The sequence below is a fragment of the Pseudomonas sp. PMCC200344 genome (assembly GCF_030053095.1).
Lineage (GTDB): Bacteria > Pseudomonadota > Gammaproteobacteria > Pseudomonadales > Pseudomonadaceae > Aquipseudomonas > Aquipseudomonas svalbardensis.
Genome location: NZ_CP125618.1, coordinates 5,508,327 through 5,532,403, shown reverse-complemented (window position 1 = coordinate 5,532,403; position 24,077 = coordinate 5,508,327). Strand labels below are relative to the sequence as shown.

The window sequence follows — 24,077 nt, the reverse complement described above, 5'->3', positions numbered from 1 at the left end:
GGAAATAGCAAACAAAATAGGCCGCGAATCATGCCGATGAGTTGATGTCTTGTCAAGGGCGGTTGAGACGTTCCGCTAAGTGGTAGGTATAAAGAGGCGGGATATTTATTTCCGGCGCTTGACCTGTAAACTCGCGAGCTTTGGCTCTGTGCTGCTGCGGCGCGGAGTATCGCATAAGTAGGCGCTTTGTTCGCCTGCTGTTTATCGACAGGCACAAACTCTTTCAATGAATCTGCTCAAATCGTTGGCCGCCGTCAGCTCTATCACGATGCTTTCCCGGATTCTGGGGTTCGTTCGTGACACTCTCATTGCGCGCACATTTGGCGCCGGGATGGCGACTGACGCCTTCTTTATCGCCTTCAAATTGCCCAATCTGCTGCGGCGGATCTTTGCCGAGGGGGCATTTTCCCAAGCGTTCGTGCCGATTCTTGCCGAATACAAAAGCCAGAAGGGCGAGGAGGCGACGCGAACCTTCATTGCCTACGTCTCGGGTCTGCTGACGCTGGTGCTGGCGTTGGTCACCGCGTTGGGCATGATTGCTGCGCCGTGGGTCATCTGGGCGACCGCGCCGGGTTTCACCGATACGCCGGAAAAATTCGAGCTGACGGCCAGCCTGTTGCGCGTGACCTTTCCTTATATATTGCTGATCTCCCTGTCTTCATTGGCCGGGGCGATCCTCAACACGTATAACCGCTTCTCGGTGCCGGCCTTCGTGCCGACCCTGCTCAACGTCAGCATGATCATCTTTTCGGTGTTCCTGACGCCGTACTTCGATCCGCCGGTCATGGCGCTGGGCTGGGCAGTACTGGTGGGTGGTCTGGCGCAATTGCTCTATCAGCTGCCGCACCTGAAAAAGATCGGCATGCTGGTGTTGCCGCGACTGAACCTGCGTGACAGCGGCGTCTGGCGGGTCATGAAACAAATGCTGCCGGCCATTCTCGGTGTGTCCGTGAGCCAGATTTCGCTGATCATCAATACCATTTTCGCCTCGTTCCTGGTCGCCGGTTCCGTGTCATGGATGTACTACGCCGACCGTTTGATGGAATTGCCGTCCGGTGTTCTGGGTGTGGCGCTGGGTACGATTCTCCTGCCGACCCTGGCCAAGACCTACGCCAGCAAGGATCGCCAGGAATACTCGCGGATCCTCGATTGGGGGCTGCGCCTGTGTTTCATGCTGGTGTTGCCGTGCTCCCTGGCGCTGGGGATTCTCGCCGAGCCGCTGACGGTTTCTTTATTCCAGTACGGCCAGTTCAGCGCATTTGACGCCTCCATGACCCAACGGGCGCTGATCGCTTATTCTGTCGGTTTGCTCGGAATTATCGTGATCAAAGTGCTGGCGCCGGGCTTTTATGCGCAACAAAACATCCGCACGCCGGTAAAAATCGCGATTTTTACCCTGATCGTTACCCAATTGTTCAACCTGGTGTTGATCGGCCCGCTGGCCCACGCCGGTCTGGCGCTGGCCATCAGCATCGGCGCGTGCATTAACGCCGGCCTACTGTTCTATCAACTGCGCAAGCAGCAGATGTATGAGCCGCAACCGGGTTGGGCGAAGTTCGGCTTCAAGCTAGTGATTGCAGTGTTGGTGATGTCTGCTGTGTTAATGGGCGGGATGCATTTCATGCCTGCCTGGGATCAGGGGCATATGCTGGAGAGGTTCCTGCGTCTGGGCGCATTGGTCGTTGCCGGCGTGGTGGCTTATTTCGGCATGTTGCTGTTGATGGGCTTCCGTTTGCGCGACTTCAATCGCAAAGCGCTGAGCTGAGGTCACGACCTCGATAAACACGGGCGAATCGACGGTTTTGTCGGCTCGATCACTTTGGGTTACGGTGTTGCCTGTCGTCGGCCGCCGGGTGTGGTTATAATCGACCACTTTATGAGCAAGAAGCGCGTTATGCAGCTGGTTCGAGGCCTCCACAACCTGCGCCCCCAGCATCGGGGCTGTGTCGCCACTATTGGCAACTTTGACGGTGTTCACCGTGGCCACCAGGCTATCCTGGCGAGGCTCCGTGAGCGTGCGCTCGAGTTGGGCGTGCCAAGCTGCGTGGTGATTTTTGAGCCGCAGCCGCGAGAGTTTTTCGCCCCTGATACGGCGCCGGCCCGTCTGGCCCGGCTGCGGGATAAACTGCAGATGCTGGCCGAGGAAGGTGTCGACCGGGTCCTGTGCCTGGCCTTCAACCACCGCCTGAGCAAGCTCAGCGCCAGCGAATTCGTCGACACCATTCTGGTGGACGGCCTCGGTGTTCAACATCTTGAGGTCGGTGACGATTTCCGTTTCGGCTGCGACCGGGTAGGGGATTTCGATTTCCTGCAACAGGCCGGCGTTCTGCAGGGCTTTACCGTGGAAGCGGCGCAAACCGTCGAGCTGGACGGTATTCGCGTCAGCAGCACCCAGGTCCGCAATGCCTTGGCCGCTGCCGATTTTGCCTTGGCCGAGCGACTGCTCGGTCGTCCGTTCCGGATTGCCGGGCGGGTCCTGCACGGCCAGAAGCTGGCGCGCCAGTTGGGTACGCCCACGGCCAACATACAACTCAAGCGCCGTCGCGTGCCGTTGACCGGGGTTTACCTGGTCAACGTCGACATCGACGGCAAGACCTGGCCAGGCGTCGCCAATATCGGCGTGCGGCCAACGGTCCAAGGGGATGGCAAAGCCCACCTCGAAGTGCATCTTTTAGATTTTGCCGGCGATCTGTATGACCGGCGTTTGACGGTGGTTTTCCACCACAAGCTGCGTGAAGAGCAGCGTTTCGCCTCTCTGGAGGCGCTTAAGACGGCGATCAATGCGGATGTTGCCGCCGCCCGTGCCCTGTCGCACCTAGCGCCAATCGCTAATGAAGAGCCTTAAATGACCGACTATAAAGCCACGCTAAACCTTCCGGACACCGCCTTCCCAATGAAGGCCGGCCTGCCTCAGCGCGAACCGCAGATTCTGCAGCGCTGGGACAGCATTGGCCTGTACGGTAAGTTGCGCGAGATTGGCAAGGATCGTCCGAAGTTCGTTCTGCACGACGGTCCTCCCTACGCCAACGGCACGATTCACATCGGTCATGCGCTGAACAAGATTCTCAAGGACATGATCATCCGCTCGAAAACCCTGTCGGGTTTCGACGCGCCTTATGTTCCGGGCTGGGACTGCCACGGTCTGCCGATCGAGCACAAAGTCGAAGTGACCCACGGTAAAAACCTGGGCGCGGACAAGACCCGCGAACTGTGCCGTGCCTATGCCACCGAGCAGATCGAAGGCCAGAAGTCCGAATTCATCCGTCTGGGCGTGTTGGGCGACTTTGCCAACCCGTACAAGACCATGGACTTCAAAAACGAGGCCGGTGAAATCCGCGCCCTGGCCGAAATCGTCAAGGGCGGTTTCGTGTTCAAGGGCCTGAAGCCTGTGAACTGGTGCTTCGACTGCGGTTCGGCATTGGCTGAAGCGGAAGTCGAGTACGAGAACAAAAAGTCCTCGACCATCGACGTGGCGTTCCCGATTGCCGACGAAGCCAAGCTGGCTGCCGCTTTTGGCCTGCCGTCGCTGGGCAAACCCGCTTCGATCGTGATCTGGACCACTACCCCGTGGACCATCCCGGCCAACCAGGCGTTGAACGTTCACCCGGAATTCAACTACGCCCTGGTCGATGTCGGCGACAAACTGCTGGTGCTGGCTGAAGAGCTGGTCGAGTCGTGCCTGGCCCGTTACAGCCTGGAAGGCTCGGTCATCGCGACCACCACCGGTAAAGAGCTGGAACTGATCAACTTCCGTCACCCGTTCTACGACCGTCTGTCGCCGGTTTACCTGGCCGAGTACGTTGAACTGGGCGCTGGCACCGGCGTGGTTCACTCCTCGCCGGCCTATGGCGTAGACGACTTCGTGACCTGCAAGAAGTACGGCATGGTCAACGACGACATCCTCAACCCGGTACAGAGCAACGGCGTTTACGCAACGTCGCTGGAGTTCTTCGGCGGCCAGTTCATCTGGAAGGCCAACCCGGCCATCGTCGACAAGTTGACCGAAGTGGGTGCGCTGCTGCACACCAGCATCATCGAACACAGCTACATGCACTGCTGGCGTCACAAGACCCCGCTGATCTACCGCGCCACCGCGCAATGGTTCATCGGCATGGACAAAGAACCTGTGACCGGCGACACCCTGCGCAAGCGGGCGATCAAAGCCATCGAAGAGACCAAGTTCGTTCCGGCCTGGGGTCAGGCGCGCCTGCACTCGATGATCGCCAATCGTCCGGACTGGTGCATCTCCCGTCAGCGCAACTGGGGCGTGCCGATCCCGTTCTTCCTGAACAAGGAAAGCGGCGAGCTGCACCCACGTACTGCCGAACTGATGGAAGAAGTCGCCAAGCGCGTCGAAGTCGAAGGCATCGAAGCCTGGTTCAAGATGGACGCCGCCGAGCTGCTCGGTGACGAAGCGCCGCAGTACGACAAGATCAGCGACACCCTGGACGTCTGGTTCGATTCGGGCACCACGCACTGGCACGTTCTGCGCGGTTCGCACCCGATGGGCCACGAGACCGGTCCACGTGCCGACCTGTACCTGGAAGGTTCGGACCAACACCGTGGCTGGTTCCACTCGTCGTTGCTGACCGGTTGCGCCATCGACAACCACGCGCCATACCGCGAACTGCTGACTCACGGCTTCACCGTTGATGAGTCCGGTCGCAAGATGTCCAAGTCCCTGGGCAACGTGATCGCGCCGCAAAAGGTCAACGACACCCTGGGCGCCGACATCATGCGTCTGTGGGTTGCATCTACGGATTACTCGGGTGAAATGGCGGTTTCCGAGCAGATCCTGCAGCGCAGTGCGGACGCCTACCGGCGGATCCGTAACACCGCGCGCTTCCTGCTCTCGAACCTGACCGGTTTCAACCCGGCCACCGACATCCTGCCGGCCGAAGAAATGCTGGCACTGGACCGTTGGGCTGTGGACCGTACCCTGCTGCTGCAACGCGAGCTGCAAGAGCACTACGGTGAATACCGCTTCTGGAACGTCTACTCCAAAATCCACAACTTCTGCGTGCAGGAGCTGGGCGGTTTCTACCTCGACATCATCAAGGACCGTCAGTACACCACTGGCGCCAACAGCAAGGCCCGCCGTTCGGCGCAAACCGCGCTGTACCACATCTCCGAAGCGCTGGTGCGCTGGATCGCGCCGATCCTGGCATTCACCGCCGATGAACTGTGGGAATACCTGCCGGGCGAGCGTAACGAATCGGTAATGCTCAACACCTGGTACGAAGGCCTGACCGAGCTGCCGGAAAACGTCGAGCTGGACCGCGCCTACTGGGAGCGGATCATGGCGGTGAAGGTCGCGGTCAACAAGGAAATGGAAATCCAGCGCGCGGCCAAGGCCGTCGGTGGCAACCTGCAAGCCGAAGTGACGCTGTACGCCGAAGAGGCTTTGAGCGCCGACCTGGCCAAGCTGAGCAACGAACTGCGCTTCGTATTGATCACCTCGACCGCCACCGTTGCACCGTTCGTTCAGGCGCCGGCCGATGCCGTGGTCACCGAAGTCAGCGGTTTGAAACTGCAAGTGGTCAAGTCGAGCCACGCCAAGTGCGCCCGTTGCTGGCACTGCCGTGAAGACGTCGGCGTGAACCCGGAGCATCCGGAAATCTGCGGTCGTTGCGTCGACAACATCAGCGGCGCTGGCGAGGTTCGTCACTATGCCTAATGCGGCTGGCCGTTTCGGACGGCTGAGCTGGCTCTGGTTGAGTTTGCTGGTCCTGGTCATCGACCAGGCCAGCAAGTTCTACTTCGAAGGCAAGCTCGAGATGTACCAGCAGATCGTGGTGATCCCCGATTTGTTCAGCTGGACCCTGGCCTACAACACGGGCGCGGCGTTCAGCTTCCTGGCCGACAGCTCCGGCTGGCAGCGCTGGCTGTTTGCCCTGATCGCGGTCGTGGTCAGTGCGGTGCTGGTAGTGTGGCTCAAGCGTCTGGGGCGCAACGAAACCTGGCTGGCCGTCGCTTTGGCGCTGGTGCTGGGTGGCGCGCTGGGTAATCTGTATGACCGCATTGCCCTGGGTCATGTGATCGATTTCATTCTGGTGCATTGGCAGAATCGCTGGTATTTCCCGGCGTTCAACTTTGCCGACAGTGCAATCACTGTCGGTGCCGTAATGCTTGCGCTGGATATGTTCAAAAGCAAAAAGACCGGAGAAGCCGTCCATGACTGAACAGGTATTGGCTGAGCAACGCATCCGCCAGAACACGGAAGTCACTTTGCACTTTGCACTGCGCCTGGAGAACGGCGACACCGTCGACAGCACCTTCGACAAAGCCCCGGCGACCTTCAAGGTCGGTGACGGCAACCTGTTGCCAGGTTTCGAAGCTGCGCTGTTCGGCTTCAAGGCTGGTGACAAGCGTACGCTGACGATTCAGCCGGAAAACGCTTTTGGCCAACCCAATCCGCAGAACGTACAGATCATCCCGCGCTCGCAGTTCAAGGACATGGAGCTGTCGCCTGGCTTGCTGGTGATCTTTAACGATGCGGCCAATACTGAGTTGCCCGGCGTGGTGAAGACATTCGATGACGAGCAAGTGACCATCGACTTCAACCACCCGTTGGCCGGCAAGACATTGATCTTTGACGTCGAGATCATCAACGTCGTAGCGCTGTAACTGACCGAATGCGGTCCAATGTAGGAGCAAGCTCTGCTCCTACAGGGTTGTAACGATCTAACTTCTTGCGCGCAAGACACGAGGCACAGCATGCAAATCAAACTCGCCAACCCCCGTGGCTTCTGCGCCGGTGTGGACCGGGCGATCGAAATCGTCAACCGCGCCCTGGAAGTCTTCGGGCCGCCGATCTACGTGCGCCACGAAGTGGTCCACAACAAATTCGTCGTCGAAGACCTGCGTGCTCGCGGGGCTATCTTCGTCGAAGAACTGGATCAGGTGCCGGACGACGTCATCGTGATCTTCAGTGCCCACGGTGTTTCCCAGGCCGTGCGTACCGAAGCCGCCGGTCGTGGCCTGAAGGTGTTCGACGCCACTTGCCCGCTGGTGACCAAGGTACACATCGAAGTTGCACGCTACAGCCGCGACGGCCGTGAATGCATTCTCATCGGCCACGCCGGTCACCCGGAAGTCGAAGGCACCATGGGCCAGTACGATGGCAGCAATGGTGGCGCGATCTACCTGGTCGAAGACGAGAAAGACGTCGCCGCCTTGCAGGTGAGCAACCCTGAAAAACTGGCGTTCGTGACCCAGACTACCCTGTCCATGGACGATACCAGCCGCGTCATCGACGCCCTGCGTACACGCTTCCCTGCGATCGGTGGCCCGCGCAAGGACGACATCTGCTACGCCACGCAAAACCGTCAGGATGCGGTCAAGCAACTGGCCGACGAGTGCGACGTGGTACTGGTGGTCGGCAGCCCGAACAGCTCCAACTCCAATCGCTTGCGTGAACTGGCCGAGCGCATGGCCACCCCGGCCTACCTGATCGACGGCGCCGAGGACCTGCAAAAGAGCTGGTTCGACGGTGTCGAGCGTATCGGCATCACCGCTGGCGCTTCAGCACCGGAAGTCCTGGTGCGTGGCGTGATCCAGCAGTTGCAGGCGTGGGGCGCTACCGGCGCCGATGAACTGGCCGGTCGCGAGGAGAACATTACCTTCTCCATGCCTAAAGAGTTGCGCGTCCGCTCCCTGCTTTAACGCTTTTGCCTCCGGGGCACAGCGCCTGCTCAGCCTTATGGCTGCGCAGGCTGACGCGGCCGGTCGCGGCCAGTACCACTTGGAGCTGAGTGACCGGTTCGCGGGTTGCGCAAATGTGCAATGTCCCCGCTTGAAAGGCCCGTCCGGGCATCTGTGGCTCGCCAATACTGTTGAAACGGATGTATCGCCTGACCGGCCAATTGCCGACAATCGGCACCCGAGTGCCACTCGCGCGCTCAACCAGCAGCGGATTGCTGTTGTCCTCCGCCCCTTTGCCACTGATATCCAGAATGATCCGCCAGCCCTGACTCCAGTCGCCGTTGATGGCGTGAATCACGACGTTCTGGTTGCGTGTGATGGCAACGGTTCTGGCGTTGCGTATACCGCTGATAAGCGACTCTGCCACCTGCTCGCGATGGTTCGATTCAGTCAGTGCAGCAAACGCCGGACTGACCAATAGCAGAACAATCCCGACAATTGTCAGTCCCATGAGCAGTTCGATCAGGCTGAAACCTCGCTGATGCATGTCATCTCCCTCCCTGGAGTGCTGCGGCCCGCGCGATCCCTGCGCGAGTAATGGCAAAACAACCGAACACCTGCCGGTCGAATGTTCTAGCGTGTAGAAGCAGGTATAGCCGACGGCAACGGAGGGCACCGATGGATCATCGTACAAAAGGTTTCACGCTGATCGAGTTGCTGATCGCGCTCGCGGTGTTTCTGGTCCTGATCACTCTGGCCGTACCGGCGTTTACTCGTTCGGTGCAAATCACCAAGGCCGACACCGAAATCGGCGATCTGCAACGGGGTCTGAATTTCGCCCGACTTGAGGCCATCGACCGTGGTGTCACCACCCGGCTGCGCCCGACGGCCGGCGGCAGCGTCTGGACCGGAGAATTAACGGTCTTTGACGGTACTGGCAATCCGGCCAATGTATTGCGGGTTGTTCCAGCGATGAGCAGCGGCGCGACTCTGGCGCTAACCTCAGGAGTGACCGCCATCGATTTCAACAACCTTGGCGGGTTGTCGGCACCGTCCACGGCGGTGGTGATCAGCTACGTACGGGGGGCACAAAGCAGAACGCTGAATGTGTGTTTGAACGGACGAATTCTATTGGGTGGAAGTTGCGGATGAGGGGATGGAGCAAGCGTGCACAGGAGGGCATGACGCTGATCGAAGTCTTGGTTGCGTTGTTGATTCTGAGCGTGGGGCTGCTGGGGGCGGCAGCGATTCAGCTTAATGCGCTGAAGTACACTGACAGCGCCCGGATGACCAGCCAGGCGAGTTTTATCGCCTACGACATGATGGACCGCATTCGCGCCAACTCCGGTGCCGACTACACCGTCACGCCACCGACCTCCGGCAACCTGAGCGTCGCCCGGGATCAGGACCTCTACGACTTCACCACCAACATTGTCAATTTCGGCGGCGCCACTGCCACCGGAAGCGTTACGCTCAATCAGCGGGTGTACACCATCACCATCACCTGGGATGACTCGCGGGCTGCGAACATCGCCAATTCGCGACGCAGTTTCGTCCTGACCAGTCGCGCCACCGTCGATCCGGTGTCGACGCCATGAACCAGACCAACAGAGGTTTCGGCCTGATCGAGTTACTGATCGCCCTGGCGTTGAGTTTGGTCGTGGTTCTGGGTGTGGCGCAGATTTTCATCGCGGCCAAGAACACCTATGTCAGCCAGAACGCCGCTGCCGCCATGCAGGAAGATGCGCGGTTCGTGCTGAGCAAGATGATTCAGGAAATTCGCATGGTCGGCATGTTCGGATGTCTGGGGGCGGTCACCGATTCAAGCTCGGCGGGTGACTTCAATGCCAGCCAGTCAACGCCCATCAGTTGGGATAACGCCAACCTCAAACTGACCCTGGTGACAGCGGATGTCGGCGGCAGTGGTGGGGTGCCGTCCTGGACGGTGGTTTCCGATTGTCGGAACAATGCAACGGCCTACACCAGCGTCCGAGTTCCGGGGGCGGGAGAGCTGGCGTTTCCGATCCGGCGCTTGATCTACAGCTTCAGCAACAATCAACTGCTGATGGGTGTCGGCACCGGCACGCCGGCTCAAGCGGTGCTGGTGAACAACGTCAGTGCCTTCAACGTGAGCTTCGGCCTCGCCAGTTCCGCCACTGACGTGGCCGCCTCCAGTTACAGCAACAACCCCACTGATCCGGCGCGCATCCGTAGTGTTCGCCTGACGTTGACCCTCACCGACCCGATCAACCGGGTAGGCAATCAAACCTTCAACGTGGTTGCCGCGCTGCGCAACCGCTTGCCATGAGGGGAGGGCCGATGAGTATTTCTCCCGTGACCCCTCACGCCCAGCGGGGCATGGCGCTGCTGGTCAGCCTGGTGTTTCTTCTGTTGCTGACACTGATCGGCCTTTCATCGATGCAAAACGCCACCCTGCAGGAAAAAATGGCCGCCAGCGTGACCTTGCGCAATCAGTCGTTCCAGGGCGCCGAGTCGGCGTTGCGCGTAGGTGAAAGCGCGGTGCAACTGGAGACCTTTTCGTTGCCGGTCTGCAGCGGCACCGCCCAATGCGCGCCACCCGCCGAGTCGTCGACAGTCACCGGCGCCGGCTTCCATTCCACCTCGGGGGTAACCTGGATCGCCTCCGGCAGCGGTTTTTACGGGGTGCAGAACATCGGCACCACCCTGACCGCCGTGAATGTGCCGAGCAACACCTCGACAACGCTGTACCGGGTGACCGCAGTCGGCATCGCGGGCAACTCGCGCAGTGTGGTGGAGAGTATTTATGCGAAGTTCTGAGGCCCGCACAGGCTGGCGCCGTTGGTTGTTGCAGCTGCTCTACGGCGCGGCGTTGAGTCTTCTTCTGGCAGTGCCGACTTACGCCTTCACGCCCTCGGATTCGCCGCTGTTGAGCGCCGCCGCCGTCGCACCCAATGTGATGCTGTTACTCGACGACTCGGGGAGTATGAACAACATTATCTGGGCGGCAGGCTTTGACCCGACGGTCGCGCGCACCCCGGTGACTATTTGCCTCTCCAATGGTACGTGCAAGAAAGGCCGCGAGCTTGATATGACCGATACCAATATTGCTTTGTCGAGTTTAACTCGAGGAACATGTTTGAAAGATTGGTACGGTTTTTATAACAACAGTTCTTCCGGTCCGGATTCGCTTTGCCTCAAGCTTCCCGATCCGGTGGGGAGCGAGGACACGCGGTATACGGCAAATTACTTGTCCTATCTGATAAGTCTGGCCAACAATTCAGATCGGGATTTCACTGATGGCTCGATCCCCAATGATTACCGGATGAACGTGGCGCGCAACGTTTCCAAGATGTTGGTGGCCAGCAACCGCGCGTTGCGCATCGGCCTGTCGACGTTCAATCTGGCGGTCGGCAACCACAAGAATGACGGCGGTTACATTGCCCGTTCGGTCAGTGATATGTCGGCGGTCAGCGGCACCGTGACCCAAGCTCAGGCCAATACCAACTACAACGCACTGATCGACGCGATCAATGAACTGAGCGCGAAAGCCAATACACCGCTGGCAGAAGCCTATTACGAAATCACCCGCTATTTCCGTGGCATGGCGCCATACAACAACTCGACGCCCGCCACCTATACCAGTCCGATTCAGTACCGTTGCCAGAAAAATTACGGGGTGGTGATTACCGATGGCCTGCCCACCTATGACCGGACCTTCCCGACTACCGATCCCTTGGGCGATACCCGGCTACCCAATTGGGACGGTGTAAACAACGACGGTCCCGGTGGCGACGATGAGGGCGACACCCTTTATCTGGATGACATCGCCAAGTTCGCCTTCGACATCGACATGCGCACGACCGGCACTGATGCTGCGGGCAAAAACTGGGACGCAGTGGATTTTCCCAAACAGAAGATGAACACCTACACCGTGGGGTTCGCCATCGCGAACCAGATGTTGTCGGACGCTGCGACTTACGGGCAGGGCAAGTATTACCAAGCGACCGACAGTGCAGGACTCAACAGTGCACTGTCGTCGGCGCTGGGCGACATCACCTCCAAGGCCGGCTCCGGTGGGGGTGGCGTCACCAGCGGGACCATTCTGGCCAGCGGTTCGAGTTACTTTCAGACCAGTTACGATCCCAAGGATTGGCGCGGTACGATCAAGTCCTATGGATTTACCTCCGCTGGCGCGGTCAACACCACCTCGGTGTTATGGACCACCGATACCGCCATCGTGCCCGGTGCCACCGCGCCGACCTATCAATCCTGGAACACCCTGACCAACGCGGCCGTGACGCTGGCTTACGCCAGTTTTTCCCCTGCCCAGCAAACATCCCTCAGCCAGAGTTTGCCCATCGGCATCACCGGCAGCGATCTGGTGGACTGGAGCAAGGGCACCAACAAGGTTGGCCTGAAAGTGCGCAGTGTGCTGCTTGGCGACATCATCAATTCGCCGTTGGCCCTGGCATCGCCCACGGATAAAACCGCGTCCGATCTGTCGTCCGACTCCACCTACAGCACCTATTTGGCAACCAAATCGGCCAGCATGAACGCCAGCCTGGTGGTGAATGCCAACGACGGTTTTGTAAATGTCATCAGCGCGGCCAATGGCGCCAGGCGTTATGCCTACATGCCTTCCAGTGTGTTGCCTTCGCTGCGTTTGATCGCCGACACCAATTACATCAACGGTGTCAGCCACAAGTTTCTGGTTGACGGTCAGGTCGCGGTATTCGATGCCCAATTCAACAGCGCCTGGAAGACCTTGGCATTGGGTGGAACAGGGGCGGGGGGCAGGACCTTCTACGCGTTGCAGTTGTTCGACGCCTCGGCCGGTAACGTGACCAAGGCGTTGTGGGAAATCAGCGCACCGGCCGCAGCAAACACGGTGAACGTTTTCAATGATCTGGGTTATGCCTACGCACGACCGGAAGTGGCACGCTTGGCGGACGGTCGATGGGCGGCATTCATCTCCAACGGTTATGGCAGCAACTCCGGGGTGGCAGCGTTGTACGTGGTCGACATTCGTGACGGCTCGCTGATCAAGAAAATAGTGGTCGACAGCGCCGAAACTACCAACGGCTTGTCATCGGTAAAACTTCGGGTCAACTCGCAGAATGTAGTGCAGGCTGCCTATGGTGGCGACCTGAAAGGACGGTTGTGGAAGTTCGATTTGAGTAGCGCCGCCACTGACACCTGGGGTGTGGCGTTTTCCGGCAAGCCGTTATTCACCACGGCGGGCGGCGCGACCCAGCCGATCACCGTACAACCATTGCTCGCCGATCACGCATTGGGCGGCAAGGAAGTGTTTTTCGGCACCGGCAAATTCAATGAGGTCGCCGACAAGACCAACAAGGATCTACAGGCGTTCTACGCGGTATGGGATGCGGAGGGTGGCACGGGGCAAATCACCACTTCCAGCTTGCAGGCGCAGGCGGTGACCGGCGTTTTCTCGGGCAGCACCGGGCAATTCATCACCACCAGCCAGAACGACGTGACCTATCCGGCGAAAAAAGGCTGGTACCTGCCGCTGGTGTACAACAACGTGCTAACTGGTGAGCGGGTGATCAATCAGGCCAGTCTGGTGGCCGGCCGGATCGTGTTCACCACGGCCAGCGTGGACACCACCGACCCTTGCGCCAGTTTCGGTACCGGCAAACTGGTCGAACTCGATGCATTCAGCGGTAAGATGCTCAACTACGCGGTGCTCGACACCAATGGCGACGGTCTGGTCGACATCAAGGATTCGATTTCCAGCGGGGTGATTTTCACCGGTGGTATTCCGACGCTGAACGCGATCGTCAACAATGCGTCCCGCAAGATTGTGAACGACTCCAGCGGTGGCATCAGCTCCCTGGTGGAAAAGCCCGGCAGCGGCGGCAGCCGTCGCATCATGTGGCGACAAATACAGTAAGTGAGAGTTGAGGCATGCGCAGATCCAACCGAGGTTTTACCCTGATCGAGATCATGATCGTGATTGCGATCATCGGGATCGTCATCACCATTGGCTACCCGAGCCTCACCGAGTACGTAAAAAAGGGCCGTCGAACTGAAGTGGCCGGGCTGCTCTCGGAGCAGGCGCAGATCCTCGAGCGTTTTTATTCGCAGAACAATGTTTACACCAACGCCGCCGGCCTGAGCCCAGGCAATGACTTTTACACCATTACCCAGACACTGACCGATCAGACCTTCCTGCTGACGGCCGTGCGCAAGTCTGGCAAAGCCATGGCAACTGACAAGTGTGGGGATTTCACTATCACAAACACCGGTGTCAGAAGCATGGTCAATGCGCAGTCCGGGCTCGTCACTAAAGATTGCTGGGGTCGCTGAGTTCCTTTTTCGGGCGCCTTTTGTGCCCTCTGTCTATTTAACGGTTGGATCAGAACATGACCAGGCAACAGCAAGTGGTGATTGTCGGCGGCGGCGTGATTGGCCTGCTGACAGCGTTCAATCTCGCGTCCGAAGTGCAAAACGTTGTGCTGCTGGATCGCTCGAACGTCGGTCGGGAGTCGTCCTGGGCGGGCGGCGGCATCGTCTCGCCGCTCTACCCATGGCGCTACAGCCCGGCGGTCACCGCGTTGGCGCATTGGTCCCAGGATTTTTATCCACAGCTGGGCGAGCGACTATTTGCCGCCACCGGTGTCGATCCCGAAGTGCATACCACCGGGTTGTACTGGCTGGATCTGGATGATGAGGCCGAGGCGCTGGCATGGGCCGAGCGGGAAAACCGTCCCTTGCGGGCTGTGGATATCTCGGCGGCTCACGACGCGGTGCCGGTGCTGGGGAGCGGTTTTTCCCGGGCGATCTACATGGCCGATGTGGCCAATGTGCGTAATCCGCGGCTGGTGAAGTCCCTCAAGGCTGCGTTGCTGGCGCTGCCGAACGTGACGATTCATGAGCAGTGTGAAGTCAGCGGGTTTATCCGTGAAGGCGCTACGGTGGTCGGGGTGCAGACCTCGGCGGGAGCGATTCATGGCGATCAGGTGGTGCTGACCGCGGGTGCCTGGAGCGGTGATTTACTTAAACTCCTGGGCTTGGACCTGCCGGTAGAGCCGGTGAAAGGGCAGATGATTCTCTACAAATGCGCATCGGATTTCCTGCCGAGCATGGTTCTGGCCAAGGGGCGTTATGCGATTCCTCGGCGCGATGGGCACATTCTGATCGGCAGTACGCTGGAGCATCAAGGCTTCGACAAGACGCCGACCGAATCTGCCCTGGAGAGCCTGAAGGCGTCAGCGGTGGAGTTGATTCCTGCACTGGCGGATGCCGAGGTCGTCGGCCACTGGGCCGGGTTGCGACCGGGCTCACCGGAAGGCATTCCCTACATCGGTCGGGTGCCAGGGTTCGAAGGGCTTTGGCTCAATTGCGGGCATTACCGTAATGGCTTGGTGCTGGCGCCAGCGTCGTGTCAGTTGTTTGCGGATGTGATGCTGGGGCGTGAGCCGATCATTGATCCGGCGCCGTATGCACCGGCTGGACGTATTTAACCGTTAGATATTGATTGCTTGCCCGATCGCCATCGTCGGAACGCCGCCCGGAGCAAGCTCGCTTGTATGTTTAGACTTGAAGGGGTGGGCGGGACTAAAAGCTCGATTCTGACTCTGACCAGTACAGACCGTGGGAGACTTCTCATCCCGCCCCTTCTACCCAAAGCGCCGATAAGGAATTCATCGGTAAAACCGACGATAGAGGCAAGCCAGCGCAACGGTAGACCCCGACAAGCTCTTAAACCCTAGCTCCGAGGATTCGTCATGACAATCCTTACTTCGCAGACGGTGGTTGGCGTCGATATCGCCAAGGCCGAAATAGTTGTCTATCGCTCCGACCGGCTAACCACTGACACCATCAAGAACGATCGAACAGCCCTCAAACGCTGGCTTAAAACATTGCCCGCCCAAAGCGCTATCGCCGTTGAAGCCACCAACATCTACCACCTGGACACCGTCGAGCTGGCCCATGCGATGGGGCACCAGGTCTATGTCGTGGATGCTTATCGGGTGAGCAACTATCGCCGCGGCATCGGCCAACGAGCCAAGAACGATCCCTGCGATGCCCGTCTGCTGGCGCGTTATTTGACGAACGAACAAGACGGACTGCGGATCTGGAGCCCACCACCCAAGGCCTACACCTCGCTGAAAAGCCTGCTCCACAGACGTGCAACGCTGATCCAGAACCATGCCGGTCTGATGCTGAGCTGGGCCAATGAACCCTTGTTGAAGAAAGTACAGAGCGCCCAGCAAAAGGCCTTCAAGCAAGCGGATCAGGCCATTCAGAAACTGCTGCGCAAGGTCAGCAAAGAGGCGGGTATTGAAGAGAATATCGACCGCTGCAAAGCCATCGAAGGGGTTGGCGAACTGACTGCAACCGGGTTGGCGACGACCTTTATGCGCGGTGATTTTGCCAATAGTGATGCGTTCATCGCGTTTCTAGGGATGGACCTTACGGTCGATGACTCCGGGAAGAAGAACGGCCCCCGGCACCTGACAAAAAAAGGGGATCCGGAAGTCCGCCGGTTGGCTTACAACGCCGCAATGGCAGCCTGTCGCTCAGCTAAATGGAAACCGTTTTACGAGTCGTATTTGGCAAGAGGCTTCTCGAAAACCCAGGCCTTGGTGGCCCTTGCCCGGAAACTCTGCCGGGTGGCATTTGCCCTGATGAAAAATCAGAGCGAATACCACCCGGCCTGAGGTTGCGGGGTTGCCCTGCAACATAGAATCTCCCACAATTGATCTGAGGTGTGTTCAGATTATGTCCACACCACTGAACCCTGTGGGAGCGAGCTTGCTCCGGGCGGCGTTCCGACGAAGGGGTCCTCAATCCAACCCGAATTTCTTCAGCCTGTAGCGCATCGACCGAAACGATAAATTCAACCGCTGAGCCGCCGCAGTGCGGTTCCAGCGGGTTTCTTCCAGGGCCTGGAGGATAAGGTTGCGTTCGACGTTTTCCAGGTAGTCTTCCAGGTTGTCGATCTGTGTCAGGTCCGGCACACCACCTTCCGGGTTGCAGTTGCCTTCGGCCAGTCGCAGGTCGCTGGCTTCAATCTGTTTGTTTTCGCACAACGTGTGCGCCCGTTCGAGCATGTTCTCCAGTTCCCGCACGTTGCCGGGGAAGCGGTAGCTTTTCAGCGCGTCGAGGGCTTGGGGGTGGAGTTTTGCGGCGGGTTGGCCAGTGCTGATGGCCAAGCGTTTGAGCACATGGCTGGCGAGGGATTCGATGTCGTCACGGCGTTCGCGCAAGGGCGGCACCCGTAGTTCAATCACGTTCAACCGGTAGTACAAATCCTGGCGAAAGCGTTCGGCGGCGACTTCGGCGTCGAGGTCTTTGTGGGTGGCGCAAAGGATACGCACGTCGACCACGGTTTCCTGTTGCTCGCCGACACCGCGAACGGCTTTTTCCTGTATTGCCCGTAGCAGTTTGACCTGCATCGCCAGCGGCAAATCTGCCACTTCGTCTAGGAACAGGGTGCCGCCATGGGCAGCCTGGAACAGTCCGGGTTTGTCTTCGATGGCACCGCTGAAGCTGCCTTTGCGATGCCCGAAAAATTCGCTCTCCATCAATTCCGACGGAATCGCCCCGCAATTGACCGGGACAAACGGTTGGCTGGCGCGCGGTCCTTGCTCATGGATCAGTCGCGCAACCAATTCCTTGCCGCTGCCGGATTCGCCGCTGATGTACACCGGCGCCTGGCTGCGGGCCAGTTTGTCGATGTGTTTGCGCAAGGCGCGCATCGGCGGTGAATCGCCCAGCAGCCGGCGATCGATGGCGATGCCGGTGCCGCCCGGCGCAGGCAACCGAAGTGCGCTGCTGACCAGTTCCCGCAGGCGAGTGAGGTCCACCGGTTTGGTCAGGAAGTCGAACGCGCCGGCCTTGAGGGCGTTGATCGCCGTTTCCAGGCTGCCGTAAGCGGTGATCATTGCCACCGGTACGTTTGGGTGGCGTTGCTGGATGTGTTGCACCAGCTCAAGGCCGGTGCCGTCCGGCAAGCGCATGTCGGTCAGGCACAAATCGAACGTCTCTCGCGACAGCAGGGCCTGGGCTTCGCCGAGGTTGCGGGCACTGAAGGTGTCGAGTTTCATCCGTCCCAGGGTGATTTCCAGGAGTTCGCGGATATCCGGTTCGTCGTCGACGATCAGGACTTTTTGCCGTGGGCTCATGTTCAACTTTGTTTCCGTCCGTGAGCAAAAGTGATGCGAAAGCAGCCGCCGCCTTGGCGTGGTTTGAAGTCTAGGCGGGCCTGGTTGCTTTCGCACAGCTCACGGGACAGATAAAGCCCCAGGCCGGTGCCTTGGGGGCTGGTGGTGAAGAACGGTTCGAACAAGTGCACATGATGCTCCGGTGCCACGCCGGGGCCATCGTCCAGGATCTCGAGGATCGGTAGCTGGCTGTCCGGGTCGACGAACAACTCGAGCCAGACCTGCGCCAGTTCGTGATTCAAGGCGCTATGGCGCCAGGCATTGCGCAACAGATTGTCGAGAATCTGGGTCAGCTGGTCTGGATCCATCAGGGTTTTGAAGTCCCCTGAGCCAATGCGCAGATGAATCTGCTGATGCTCGGTCGCCCCCTCGCGGGTTTCGTTGACGAACTGCTCCAGCCACGGCTTCAGATCAAGCCGTAGCGCTACGGTTTGCTGGCGGCGGGACAGTTGCAGGACGTTTTCGATTACCCGATTCATTCGCTGAGATTGGTCTTGAATAATCTGTGTCAGACGTCGATCCGCGCGGTTCAGTTCCTCTGATTCCTGCAATAGCTGCGCGGCATGACTAACGGCGCCCAGTGGATTGCGGATTTCATGGGCGATACCGGCGGTCAGGCGACCGAGGGCGGCGAGCTTCAATTGCTGGGCTTGTTGAGCGATTTGCGCGAGGTCTTCGAGAAAAACCAGGGTCTGGTGGTGAGGGCTTTGGTCCAGGGCAATGAAGCTCGGTTGCAGCTCCAGACCACTACTGGCGACTTTCAGGCTCTGGGGGCGCAGCGTCGGATTGTTGAGCCACAGTTGCAGGCGTTCGACCAGGCTGGGTAAGTAGTCGTCGATCAGCTGGCCTGCAAGATTTTCCCTGCCTAACAGGTTCAAGGCGCTGTGGTTGGCCAGTTGAACCCGCCGCTTGTCGTCGAGTACCAGGATGCCGGTACGCATGCGTTGCAGAATCAGGGCGTTGAGGGCTTCGAGGCCGACGACTTCGCTGGCCCGTTGTTCGGCGAGGGTTTCGCTGACCTCCAGGCGTCGGATCAGCCCTTGCACCAGCAATGCCGCAGCAAAACACAAGGCGCCGAGCGTGCCGACTTGCAGGTAATCGTTGGGGGTGGCGGGATGGCTGAAACTCAGGAGGAAGCTCAGCCCGACGATGCCAAGCGCGCCAACGGCGGCAATCAGCAGGCCGATGCGCCCGCGCAACAAGGTGTTACTGATGGCTACCGATACGATCAGCAAGTTGCCGATGGCGCTGGCCACACCGCCGGCGGCGTAGAACAGACCGCACAGCAGCAGGACGTCGGACAGCGCCAGGCTGAACAGTTGCGCCGGGCGCCGGGTGTTCCCGAGGAATACCACCAGCAGGATATTCAGCACCAGGTAAAACCAGCTGCCACTGCGCAGCAGGTCGTCATTGCTGAACGTCAGCAGCTGATTGTCCATGTTGCTGGAGATCAACAGCACCAGGGTGATGCCGATGCTCAAACGGTAAAGGTGATAGAGGCGCAGCAGTCGCTGGGCCTGTTTGCTGCCGGGACTGGAGGTCTCAGCGATCACTGGAGCCCGGGCCTTGCTCAAGATGAGCCTGGCTGCAATACCACTGTTGTTGAAGGCTCAGCGCGCGGTCGCGTGGCAGGTGTACGCCGCAATGGGCGCAGCGGACCATGGGGGCCGCTTCCAGCTCGGCAGAGGACTTGGGCACAGAAGCCTGGCCCTTGAACTTGCGCCAGAACCATACCGCAGCGGCAATCAGGGCGATCCAGAACAGTAAACGAAGCATGATGAGCAGCTATTCGACGAGTGATGAGCCAGTTTAGCCAAGGACATGACCAGCGCACAGCGTAATAATCGAGCCCATAAAAAAGGAGCCTCGAAAGGCTAATGCCAGTCAGTTAAGCTGACTGGCATTTTTCTTTCTGATCGGATATTTCGGTGATTTGAGCCTTATGGCGCGGGGATAAATGCGCTCTTCCCGTCGATGCGGCAGAACATAATGCGGGGCAGAGGCGTGCAGCTCGGCCAGATATTTGGGGATGTTCCCGGAACGGTCGGCCGAAACGCTGTTGATAAACCCTAAAATTGCCCAAGTACACGCGGCAAAGCTCATTTCGCACGGGTAAATACCTGGACAGTGGCGGCTCATTTCCACCATCTGGTAGCGCAGCAGGTTGTAGCCCAGCAACACACCCCACAGTTCCTGCTCGATCATCTCGGGCGTCTTGCTACGCAATGTATAGCTGCTGTTGAGCAGCGTCTGTTTCATCTCGCGAAACCCTAATTCGATCTCCCATCGCTGGCTGTACAGGTCGACGATTTCGTCGGACGGGAAGCGTAGCGGATCGGCCATCGACGTCAGGATCTGACAAACCTTGCCCTTGACGGTTTTGCTCAGCAATCGCGCGGTCAGGCGCTCCGGCAGCCCCGGCCATTGCGTGCGGGCCTGCGGCGAAGTGCTCAACGAGACCACAGCGTCCTGGCGCCCCAAGCGCTGAATCACTTCGTACTGCGCACCTTTGCGCAGAGGCATCAGCCAATGTCGCTCGATGCCTGCTTGCTGCCACTGATGCAGCAAACCCAAGGAGTAAAAACCGCGATCGAACAGCGTCAGCGAGTGATCGGGCGTGGTTTCGATCAGTTGCTCCGCCAGTTTCATTTCGTTGCTGCGATAGCCATCCAACGCGCTGCCGATCAGCATGTGGCTGGTCAACTCCATTTGGCAGACCATGCGCACCTGGGGGAAACCGGTGTCGCCATGCTGGTTGCTGGCGGAATCGTAGCGCGCCCGATTTTCGGGTGTATCGGGCGTTCGCCATACGACACCGTCGACCCCCAGCAAACGCAAGCCTGCCCAAGTTGGGTGATCCACGGCCTCATGCCAACTTTTCTGAGTCAGATGGAAGACTTGTCGTACAGCCTCGCAGCCCAATCTCTGACGGGCTTGAACCACAGCGCTGGGTGCCACCAATGGACGTTGGCCCGGCAGCATGATGTTCATGCGGCTGACCACATCCCACGCCGACATGCGGCGAAAGAAGGCCATGGAGATCACGCACCAGAGCATCATTTCCAGTGGCAAACGCCGCTTGCGCAGGGTCGCCACGCCGGCCTGTTCAAGTGCCTGCTCGACCAAAGATGGATCGAGTAAAGAATCCAGTCCCTCGATTGAGTTAGGGGTGGAGGCGATATTGTGGGTCAGTTCCAGGGCCCGAGCGAGACGCATAAAAAAATCCGATGCCAGTACAGGCATCGGATTTTGATTTCTTGCGGCCAAAGGTCAAGCGAGAGGGCTTAACTGATCGGCATTAGCCTCGAAAGGCTCCTTATTGTACAACCCGATGTGTCAGTCAAACACGCCGAAGGTCATGTAGCTGAACCATGAGCGGTCGCTGTTATTGGCTTCGGACTCGTGTTCCTCTTCTTCGATCACGTCGCCATTTTCATCTTTAGGCTTGAGATCGTTCGGAATCGCGTCCTTGGCGTCCTGGAACTGCTTCTGCACGTCCTGGTTGGCGCGGGTTTCGCCCGGCGGCAACGGTGGACGGGATTCGATAAGGCCCAGGGTCGCCTTGCTCAACCACGAACGGTTGTCGGCTTCGGCCACCGAAGGCTTGAACTGACCGTCGACCAGGCTTGGATGGTTCGGGTAGTTGAGCTTCAGGGTTTCGAGGCTGGTGGCAGCCAGGTCGTCCAGGTGCAGACGCTGGTAAGCCTCTGTCATCACCGCCAGGCCGTCACCGACCGCAGGGGTTTCCTGGAAGTTTTCCACCACGTAGCGACCACGGTTCGCGGCGGCGACATAGGCCTGACGGGTCAGGTAATAGTCGGCAACGTGAATCTCGTAGGCCGCCAGCAGGTTGCGCAGGTAGATCATGCGCTGCTTGGCGTCCGGCGAGTAGCGGCTGTTGGGGAAGCGGCTGGTCAGCTGGGCGAACTCGTTGTAGGAGTCGCGAGCGGCGCCCGGGTCACGCTTGGTCATGTCCAACGGCAGGAAGCGCGACAACAGGCCAACGTCCTGGTCGAAAGAAGTCAGACCCTTGAGGTAATACGCGTAATCCACGTTCGGGTGCTGCGGGTGCAGGCGAATGAAGCGCTCGGCGGCGGACTTCGCAGCTTCAGGCTCGGTGTTCTTGTAGTTGGCATAGATGAGCTCGAGTTGAGCCTGATCGGCGTAGCGACCGAACGGATAACGCGACTCCAGCGCCTTCAGCTTGGCTGTGGCGGCGGTGTAGCTATTGTTGTCCAGATCGTGCTGAGCCTGCTGGTACAGCTCGACTTCGCTCAGGTTTTCGTCTACGACTTCCTTCGATGAGCAAGCAGCGGTCAATGCGAGGATGGCGATCAGCAGCAGGTGTTTCACTTGCATGGCGGCTTGCGTCCCTATGACGGCCGCTGTCTTGGGCGGGGCCGTCCTGTTATGATGAGCGCCCCGTTGAATAGCCTCGGGGCAAAAGACGCCGTATTTAACCACAAGCGCGCAGCCGAAACCAAAGGCTGTGCCGACGCCTAGTCTGAGCATGTCCGATAAAATTGAACTTCGCGCAGAGGTGCCGTCCGAATTGGGCGGCCAACGCCTCGATCAAGTCGCCGCACAATTATTCGCTGAGCACTCGCGCTCGCGCCTTTCCGCCTGGATCAAAGACGGCCGCCTGACTGTGGATGGGGCGGTTATCCGCCCGCGAGACATCGTTCATGGTGGTGCCATTCTTGAACTCACTGCCGAGCAGGAAGCTCAGGGCGAATGGATCGCTCAGGACATCGAGCTGGACATCGTCTATGAAGACGACGACATCCTGGTGATCAACAAACCCGCGGGTCTGGTGGTGCATCCGGCCGCCGGTCACGCTGATGGCACCTTGCTCAACGCCCTGCTACACCACGTGCCGGACATCATCAATGTGCCCCGCGCCGGTATCGTGCATCGCCTGGACAAGGACACCACCGGTCTGATGGTGGTGGCCAAGACCATTCAGGCGCAGACACAGCTTGTCACGCAATTGCAGAGTCGCAGCGTAAGCCGGATCTACGAGTGCATTGTGATCGGTGTGGTGACTGCCGGCGGCAAGATCAACGCGCCGATCGGTCGTCACGGTCAGCAACGCCAGCGCATGGCCGTGATGGAAGGTGGCAAGCAAGCCGTCAGCCATTACCGGGTGCTCGAGCGTTTCCGCTCCCACACTCACGTGCGGGTGAAGCTGGAAACCGGTCGTACGCACCAGATTCGTGTGCATATGGCTCACATCAACTTCCCGTTGGTCGGAGATCCTGCCTACGGCGGTCGTTTCCGTATTCCGCCGGCAGCCAGTGTGACCATGATCGAATCGTTGAAGGCGTTCCCGCGTCAGGCGCTGCATGCGCGGTTCCTGGAGCTGGATCACCCGACCACCGGTAAACGCATGAGCTGGGAATCGCCACTGCCGGACGATTTCGTCTGGTTGCTGACGCTGCTCAAGCAAGACCGCGAGGCGTTCATCGGATGAGTGACTGGCTGATTCCCGACTGGCCTGCGCCTGCCGGGGTGAAAGCCTGCGTTACCACCCGTGCGGGCGGCGTCAGTCTGGCGCCGTTCGACAGCCTCAACCTCGGCGATCACGTCGATGACAGCCCCGAAGCTGTTGTCGAAAACCGCCGTCGCCTCACCGATCATTTCTCTATTCAACCGGCCTGGTTAAAGCAGGTTCACGGCATCGCCGTGGCCCACGCAGACCCAAGCCTTACGGCCACTGCCGATGCCAGCTGGACGTCAACGCCCGGTATTGCCTGCACGGCGATGACCGCGGATTGCCTGCCGGCATTGTTTTGCGACCGTGCCGGCACTCGCGTAGCGGCGGCCCATGCCGGTTGGCGCGGGTTGGCGGCGGGTGTGCTGGAAGCAACTCTGGACACGCTAGCCGTGCCACCAGAAGAAGTGCTCGTCTGGTTGGGCCCGGCCATTGGTCCGCAAGCCTTTGAAGTCGGCCCTGAAGTGCGCGAAACCTTCGTCGAGCAATTGCCCGAAGCCGCTACAGCCTTTGAGCCGAGTGCCAATGCTGGCAAATTCATGGCCGACATTTACGAGCTGGCGCGCTTACGTCTGGCGGCTCACGGTGTCACCGCTGTTTATGGTGGCGGTTTCTGCACCGTGACCGATCCTCGCTTCTTTTCTTACCGCCGCAGTCCACGCACCGGTCGGTTTGCCTCCTTGGTCTGGCTCGAACGCTAGACTTAGCTGACCTGCATCAACGTCACGACGCTTGAAACTCCCAGAATCGACCGCATCTATAAC

General features: G+C 59.3%; 21 protein-coding genes and 1 pseudogene. 16 read left to right on the top strand and 6 right to left on the bottom strand.

What is annotated here, in order from left to right; genetic code table 11:
• Positions 1-226 precede the first annotated feature (226 nt).
• The 6 genes from murJ (at position 227) to ispH (ending at position 7,665) form a co-directional block, all read left to right on the top strand.
• Entirely contained in the window at positions 227-1,765 is a 1,539-nt protein-coding gene (murJ, locus tag QFW87_RS25320; protein ID WP_283181731.1) for a murein biosynthesis integral membrane protein MurJ, read from the top strand.
• A 129-nt stretch (positions 1,766-1,894) separates the two neighbouring features.
• Positions 1,895-2,845: a bifunctional riboflavin kinase/FAD synthetase gene (ribF, locus tag QFW87_RS25315; protein WP_283181730.1), complete on the top strand. Its 951-nt coding sequence runs from the start codon at positions 1,895-1,897 to the stop codon at positions 2,843-2,845.
• A complete protein-coding gene (gene ileS / locus QFW87_RS25310; RefSeq protein ID WP_283189155.1) occupies positions 2,846-5,677 on the top strand; it encodes an isoleucine--tRNA ligase in 2,832 nt (943 codons plus the stop codon).
• Positions 5,670-6,182: a signal peptidase II gene (gene lspA, locus QFW87_RS25305; protein WP_033054294.1), complete on the top strand. Its 513-nt coding sequence runs from the start codon at positions 5,670-5,672 to the stop codon at positions 6,180-6,182. The genes ileS and lspA overlap by 8 nt, the downstream gene beginning before the upstream one ends.
• A gap of 7 nt (positions 6,183-6,189) precedes the next feature.
• Positions 6,190-6,627 carry an FKBP-type peptidyl-prolyl cis-trans isomerase gene (fkpB, locus tag QFW87_RS25300; protein ID WP_283190953.1) on the top strand — a complete coding sequence of 146 codons (438 nt, stop codon included), beginning with the start codon at positions 6,190-6,192 and terminating at the stop codon, positions 6,625-6,627.
• A 90-nt stretch (positions 6,628-6,717) separates the two neighbouring features.
• The gene (gene ispH / locus QFW87_RS25295) at positions 6,718-7,665 is read left to right on the top strand and encodes a 4-hydroxy-3-methylbut-2-enyl diphosphate reductase (protein ID WP_283181728.1); all 948 of its coding nucleotides are present in this window, start codon (positions 6,718-6,720) and stop codon (positions 7,663-7,665) included.
• Here ispH and QFW87_RS25290 read toward each other — a convergent pair.
• Positions 7,634-8,191 (bottom strand): GspH/FimT family pseudopilin, encoded by a 558-nt coding sequence (locus QFW87_RS25290; RefSeq protein WP_283181727.1) that lies wholly within the window; start codon positions 8,189-8,191, stop codon positions 7,634-7,636. The two genes, ispH and QFW87_RS25290, sit on opposite strands and share 32 nt — an antisense overlap.
• A 131-nt stretch (positions 8,192-8,322) precedes the next feature.
• Here QFW87_RS25290 and QFW87_RS25285 point away from each other — a divergent pair, with 131 nt between their 5' ends.
• From QFW87_RS25285 to QFW87_RS25250, 8 genes and pseudogenes are all read left to right on the top strand, one after another.
• Positions 8,323-8,796: a GspH/FimT family pseudopilin gene (locus QFW87_RS25285; protein WP_283181726.1), complete on the top strand. Its 474-nt coding sequence runs from the start codon at positions 8,323-8,325 to the stop codon at positions 8,794-8,796.
• The gene (gene pilV / locus QFW87_RS25280) at positions 8,793-9,242 is read left to right on the top strand and encodes a type IV pilus modification protein PilV (protein ID WP_046048797.1); all 450 of its coding nucleotides are present in this window, start codon (positions 8,793-8,795) and stop codon (positions 9,240-9,242) included. Before QFW87_RS25285 ends, pilV begins: the two co-directional genes overlap by 4 nt.
• A complete protein-coding gene (locus QFW87_RS25275) occupies positions 9,239-9,952 on the top strand; it encodes a prepilin-type N-terminal cleavage/methylation domain-containing protein (protein WP_283189154.1) in 714 nt (237 codons plus the stop codon). The genes pilV and QFW87_RS25275 overlap by 4 nt, the downstream gene beginning before the upstream one ends.
• An 11-nt stretch (positions 9,953-9,963) precedes the next feature.
• A complete protein-coding gene (locus QFW87_RS25270) occupies positions 9,964-10,443 on the top strand; it encodes a PilX N-terminal domain-containing pilus assembly protein (protein ID WP_283189153.1) in 480 nt (159 codons plus the stop codon).
• A complete protein-coding gene (locus tag QFW87_RS25265) occupies positions 10,430-13,540 on the top strand; it encodes a PilC/PilY family type IV pilus protein (protein WP_283189152.1) in 3,111 nt (1,036 codons plus the stop codon). The genes QFW87_RS25270 and QFW87_RS25265 overlap by 14 nt, the downstream gene beginning before the upstream one ends.
• A 14-nt stretch (positions 13,541-13,554) precedes the next feature.
• Positions 13,555-13,956: a type IV pilin protein gene (locus QFW87_RS25260; RefSeq protein ID WP_283181722.1), complete on the top strand. Its 402-nt coding sequence runs from the start codon at positions 13,555-13,557 to the stop codon at positions 13,954-13,956.
• A 56-nt stretch (positions 13,957-14,012) separates the two neighbouring features.
• The gene (thiO, locus tag QFW87_RS25255; protein ID WP_283181721.1) at positions 14,013-15,113 is read left to right on the top strand and encodes a glycine oxidase ThiO; all 1,101 of its coding nucleotides are present in this window, start codon (positions 14,013-14,015) and stop codon (positions 15,111-15,113) included.
• Positions 15,114-15,377: 264 nt separating this feature from the next.
• Positions 15,378-16,339, top strand: a pseudogene (locus tag QFW87_RS25250) (IS110 family transposase).
• A 100-nt stretch (positions 16,340-16,439) separates the two neighbouring features.
• Here QFW87_RS25250 and QFW87_RS25245 read toward each other — a convergent pair.
• The 5 genes from QFW87_RS25245 to QFW87_RS25225 all read right to left on the bottom strand — a co-directional run bounded on the left by QFW87_RS25245 (position 16,440) and on the right by QFW87_RS25225 (position 22,178).
• The gene (locus QFW87_RS25245) at positions 16,440-17,780 is read right to left on the bottom strand and encodes a sigma-54 dependent transcriptional regulator (protein WP_283181720.1); all 1,341 of its coding nucleotides are present in this window, start codon (positions 17,778-17,780) and stop codon (positions 16,440-16,442) included.
• Positions 17,781-17,782: 2 nt separating this feature from the next.
• On the bottom strand, positions 17,783-19,372 hold the full coding sequence (locus QFW87_RS25240; RefSeq protein WP_283189151.1) for an ATP-binding protein: 1,590 nt from the start codon (positions 19,370-19,372) through the stop codon (positions 17,783-17,785).
• Entirely contained in the window at positions 19,362-19,595 is a 234-nt protein-coding gene (locus tag QFW87_RS25235) for a PP0621 family protein (protein WP_008154904.1), read from the bottom strand. Before QFW87_RS25235 ends, QFW87_RS25240 begins: the two co-directional genes overlap by 11 nt.
• Before the next feature lie 108 nt (positions 19,596-19,703).
• Positions 19,704-21,035, bottom strand: a complete 1,332-nt coding sequence (locus QFW87_RS25230; protein WP_283182085.1) for an IS4 family transposase — start codon at positions 21,033-21,035, stop codon at positions 19,704-19,706.
• A gap of 120 nt (positions 21,036-21,155) precedes the next feature.
• Positions 21,156-22,178: an outer membrane protein assembly factor BamD gene (locus QFW87_RS25225; protein WP_283189150.1), complete on the bottom strand. Its 1,023-nt coding sequence runs from the start codon at positions 22,176-22,178 to the stop codon at positions 21,156-21,158.
• 151 nt (positions 22,179-22,329) lie between these two features.
• Between QFW87_RS25225 and rluD the strand changes: the two genes are divergently transcribed.
• Complete coding sequence (rluD, locus tag QFW87_RS25220) at positions 22,330-23,292, top strand: 23S rRNA pseudouridine(1911/1915/1917) synthase RluD (protein WP_046048807.1); 963 nt, start codon at positions 22,330-22,332, stop codon at positions 23,290-23,292.
• Complete coding sequence (pgeF, locus tag QFW87_RS25215) at positions 23,289-24,014, top strand: peptidoglycan editing factor PgeF (RefSeq protein ID WP_283189149.1); 726 nt, start codon at positions 23,289-23,291, stop codon at positions 24,012-24,014. The genes rluD and pgeF overlap by 4 nt, the downstream gene beginning before the upstream one ends.
• The last annotated feature ends 63 nt before the right edge of the window (positions 24,015-24,077 follow it).

What these genes read in the sequence shown, in the direction of transcription:
- ribF (WP_283181730.1), top strand. Translation starts at nt 1,895, where the DNA reads ATGCAGCTGGTTCGAGGCCTCCACAACCTGCGCCCCCAGCATCGGGGC.
- QFW87_RS25245 (WP_283181720.1), bottom strand. Translation starts at nt 17,780, where the DNA reads ATGAGCCCACGGCAAAAAGTCCTGATCGTCGACGACGAACCGGATATC.
- QFW87_RS25225 (WP_283189150.1), bottom strand. Translation starts at nt 22,178, where the DNA reads ATGCAAGTGAAACACCTGCTGCTGATCGCCATCCTCGCATTGACCGCT.
- ispH (WP_283181728.1), top strand. Translation starts at nt 6,718, where the DNA reads ATGCAAATCAAACTCGCCAACCCCCGTGGCTTCTGCGCCGGTGTGGAC.
- pilV (WP_046048797.1), top strand. Translation starts at nt 8,793, where the DNA reads ATGAGGGGATGGAGCAAGCGTGCACAGGAGGGCATGACGCTGATCGAA.
- QFW87_RS25230 (WP_283182085.1), bottom strand. Translation starts at nt 21,035, where the DNA reads ATGCGTCTCGCTCGGGCCCTGGAACTGACCCACAATATCGCCTCCACC.
- QFW87_RS25265 (WP_283189152.1), top strand. Translation starts at nt 10,430, where the DNA reads ATGCGAAGTTCTGAGGCCCGCACAGGCTGGCGCCGTTGGTTGTTGCAG.
- murJ (WP_283181731.1), top strand. Translation starts at nt 227, where the DNA reads ATGAATCTGCTCAAATCGTTGGCCGCCGTCAGCTCTATCACGATGCTT.
- lspA (WP_033054294.1), top strand. Translation starts at nt 5,670, where the DNA reads ATGCCTAATGCGGCTGGCCGTTTCGGACGGCTGAGCTGGCTCTGGTTG.
- QFW87_RS25290 (WP_283181727.1), bottom strand. Translation starts at nt 8,191, where the DNA reads ATGCATCAGCGAGGTTTCAGCCTGATCGAACTGCTCATGGGACTGACA.
- ileS (WP_283189155.1), top strand. Translation starts at nt 2,846, where the DNA reads ATGACCGACTATAAAGCCACGCTAAACCTTCCGGACACCGCCTTCCCA.
- QFW87_RS25285 (WP_283181726.1), top strand. Translation starts at nt 8,323, where the DNA reads ATGGATCATCGTACAAAAGGTTTCACGCTGATCGAGTTGCTGATCGCG.
- thiO (WP_283181721.1), top strand. Translation starts at nt 14,013, where the DNA reads ATGACCAGGCAACAGCAAGTGGTGATTGTCGGCGGCGGCGTGATTGGC.
- pgeF (WP_283189149.1), top strand. Translation starts at nt 23,289, where the DNA reads ATGAGTGACTGGCTGATTCCCGACTGGCCTGCGCCTGCCGGGGTGAAA.
- QFW87_RS25275 (WP_283189154.1), top strand. Translation starts at nt 9,239, where the DNA reads ATGAACCAGACCAACAGAGGTTTCGGCCTGATCGAGTTACTGATCGCC.
- QFW87_RS25235 (WP_008154904.1), bottom strand. Translation starts at nt 19,595, where the DNA reads ATGCTTCGTTTACTGTTCTGGATCGCCCTGATTGCCGCTGCGGTATGG.
- rluD (WP_046048807.1), top strand. Translation starts at nt 22,330, where the DNA reads ATGTCCGATAAAATTGAACTTCGCGCAGAGGTGCCGTCCGAATTGGGC.
- QFW87_RS25270 (WP_283189153.1), top strand. Translation starts at nt 9,964, where the DNA reads ATGAGTATTTCTCCCGTGACCCCTCACGCCCAGCGGGGCATGGCGCTG.
- QFW87_RS25260 (WP_283181722.1), top strand. Translation starts at nt 13,555, where the DNA reads ATGCGCAGATCCAACCGAGGTTTTACCCTGATCGAGATCATGATCGTG.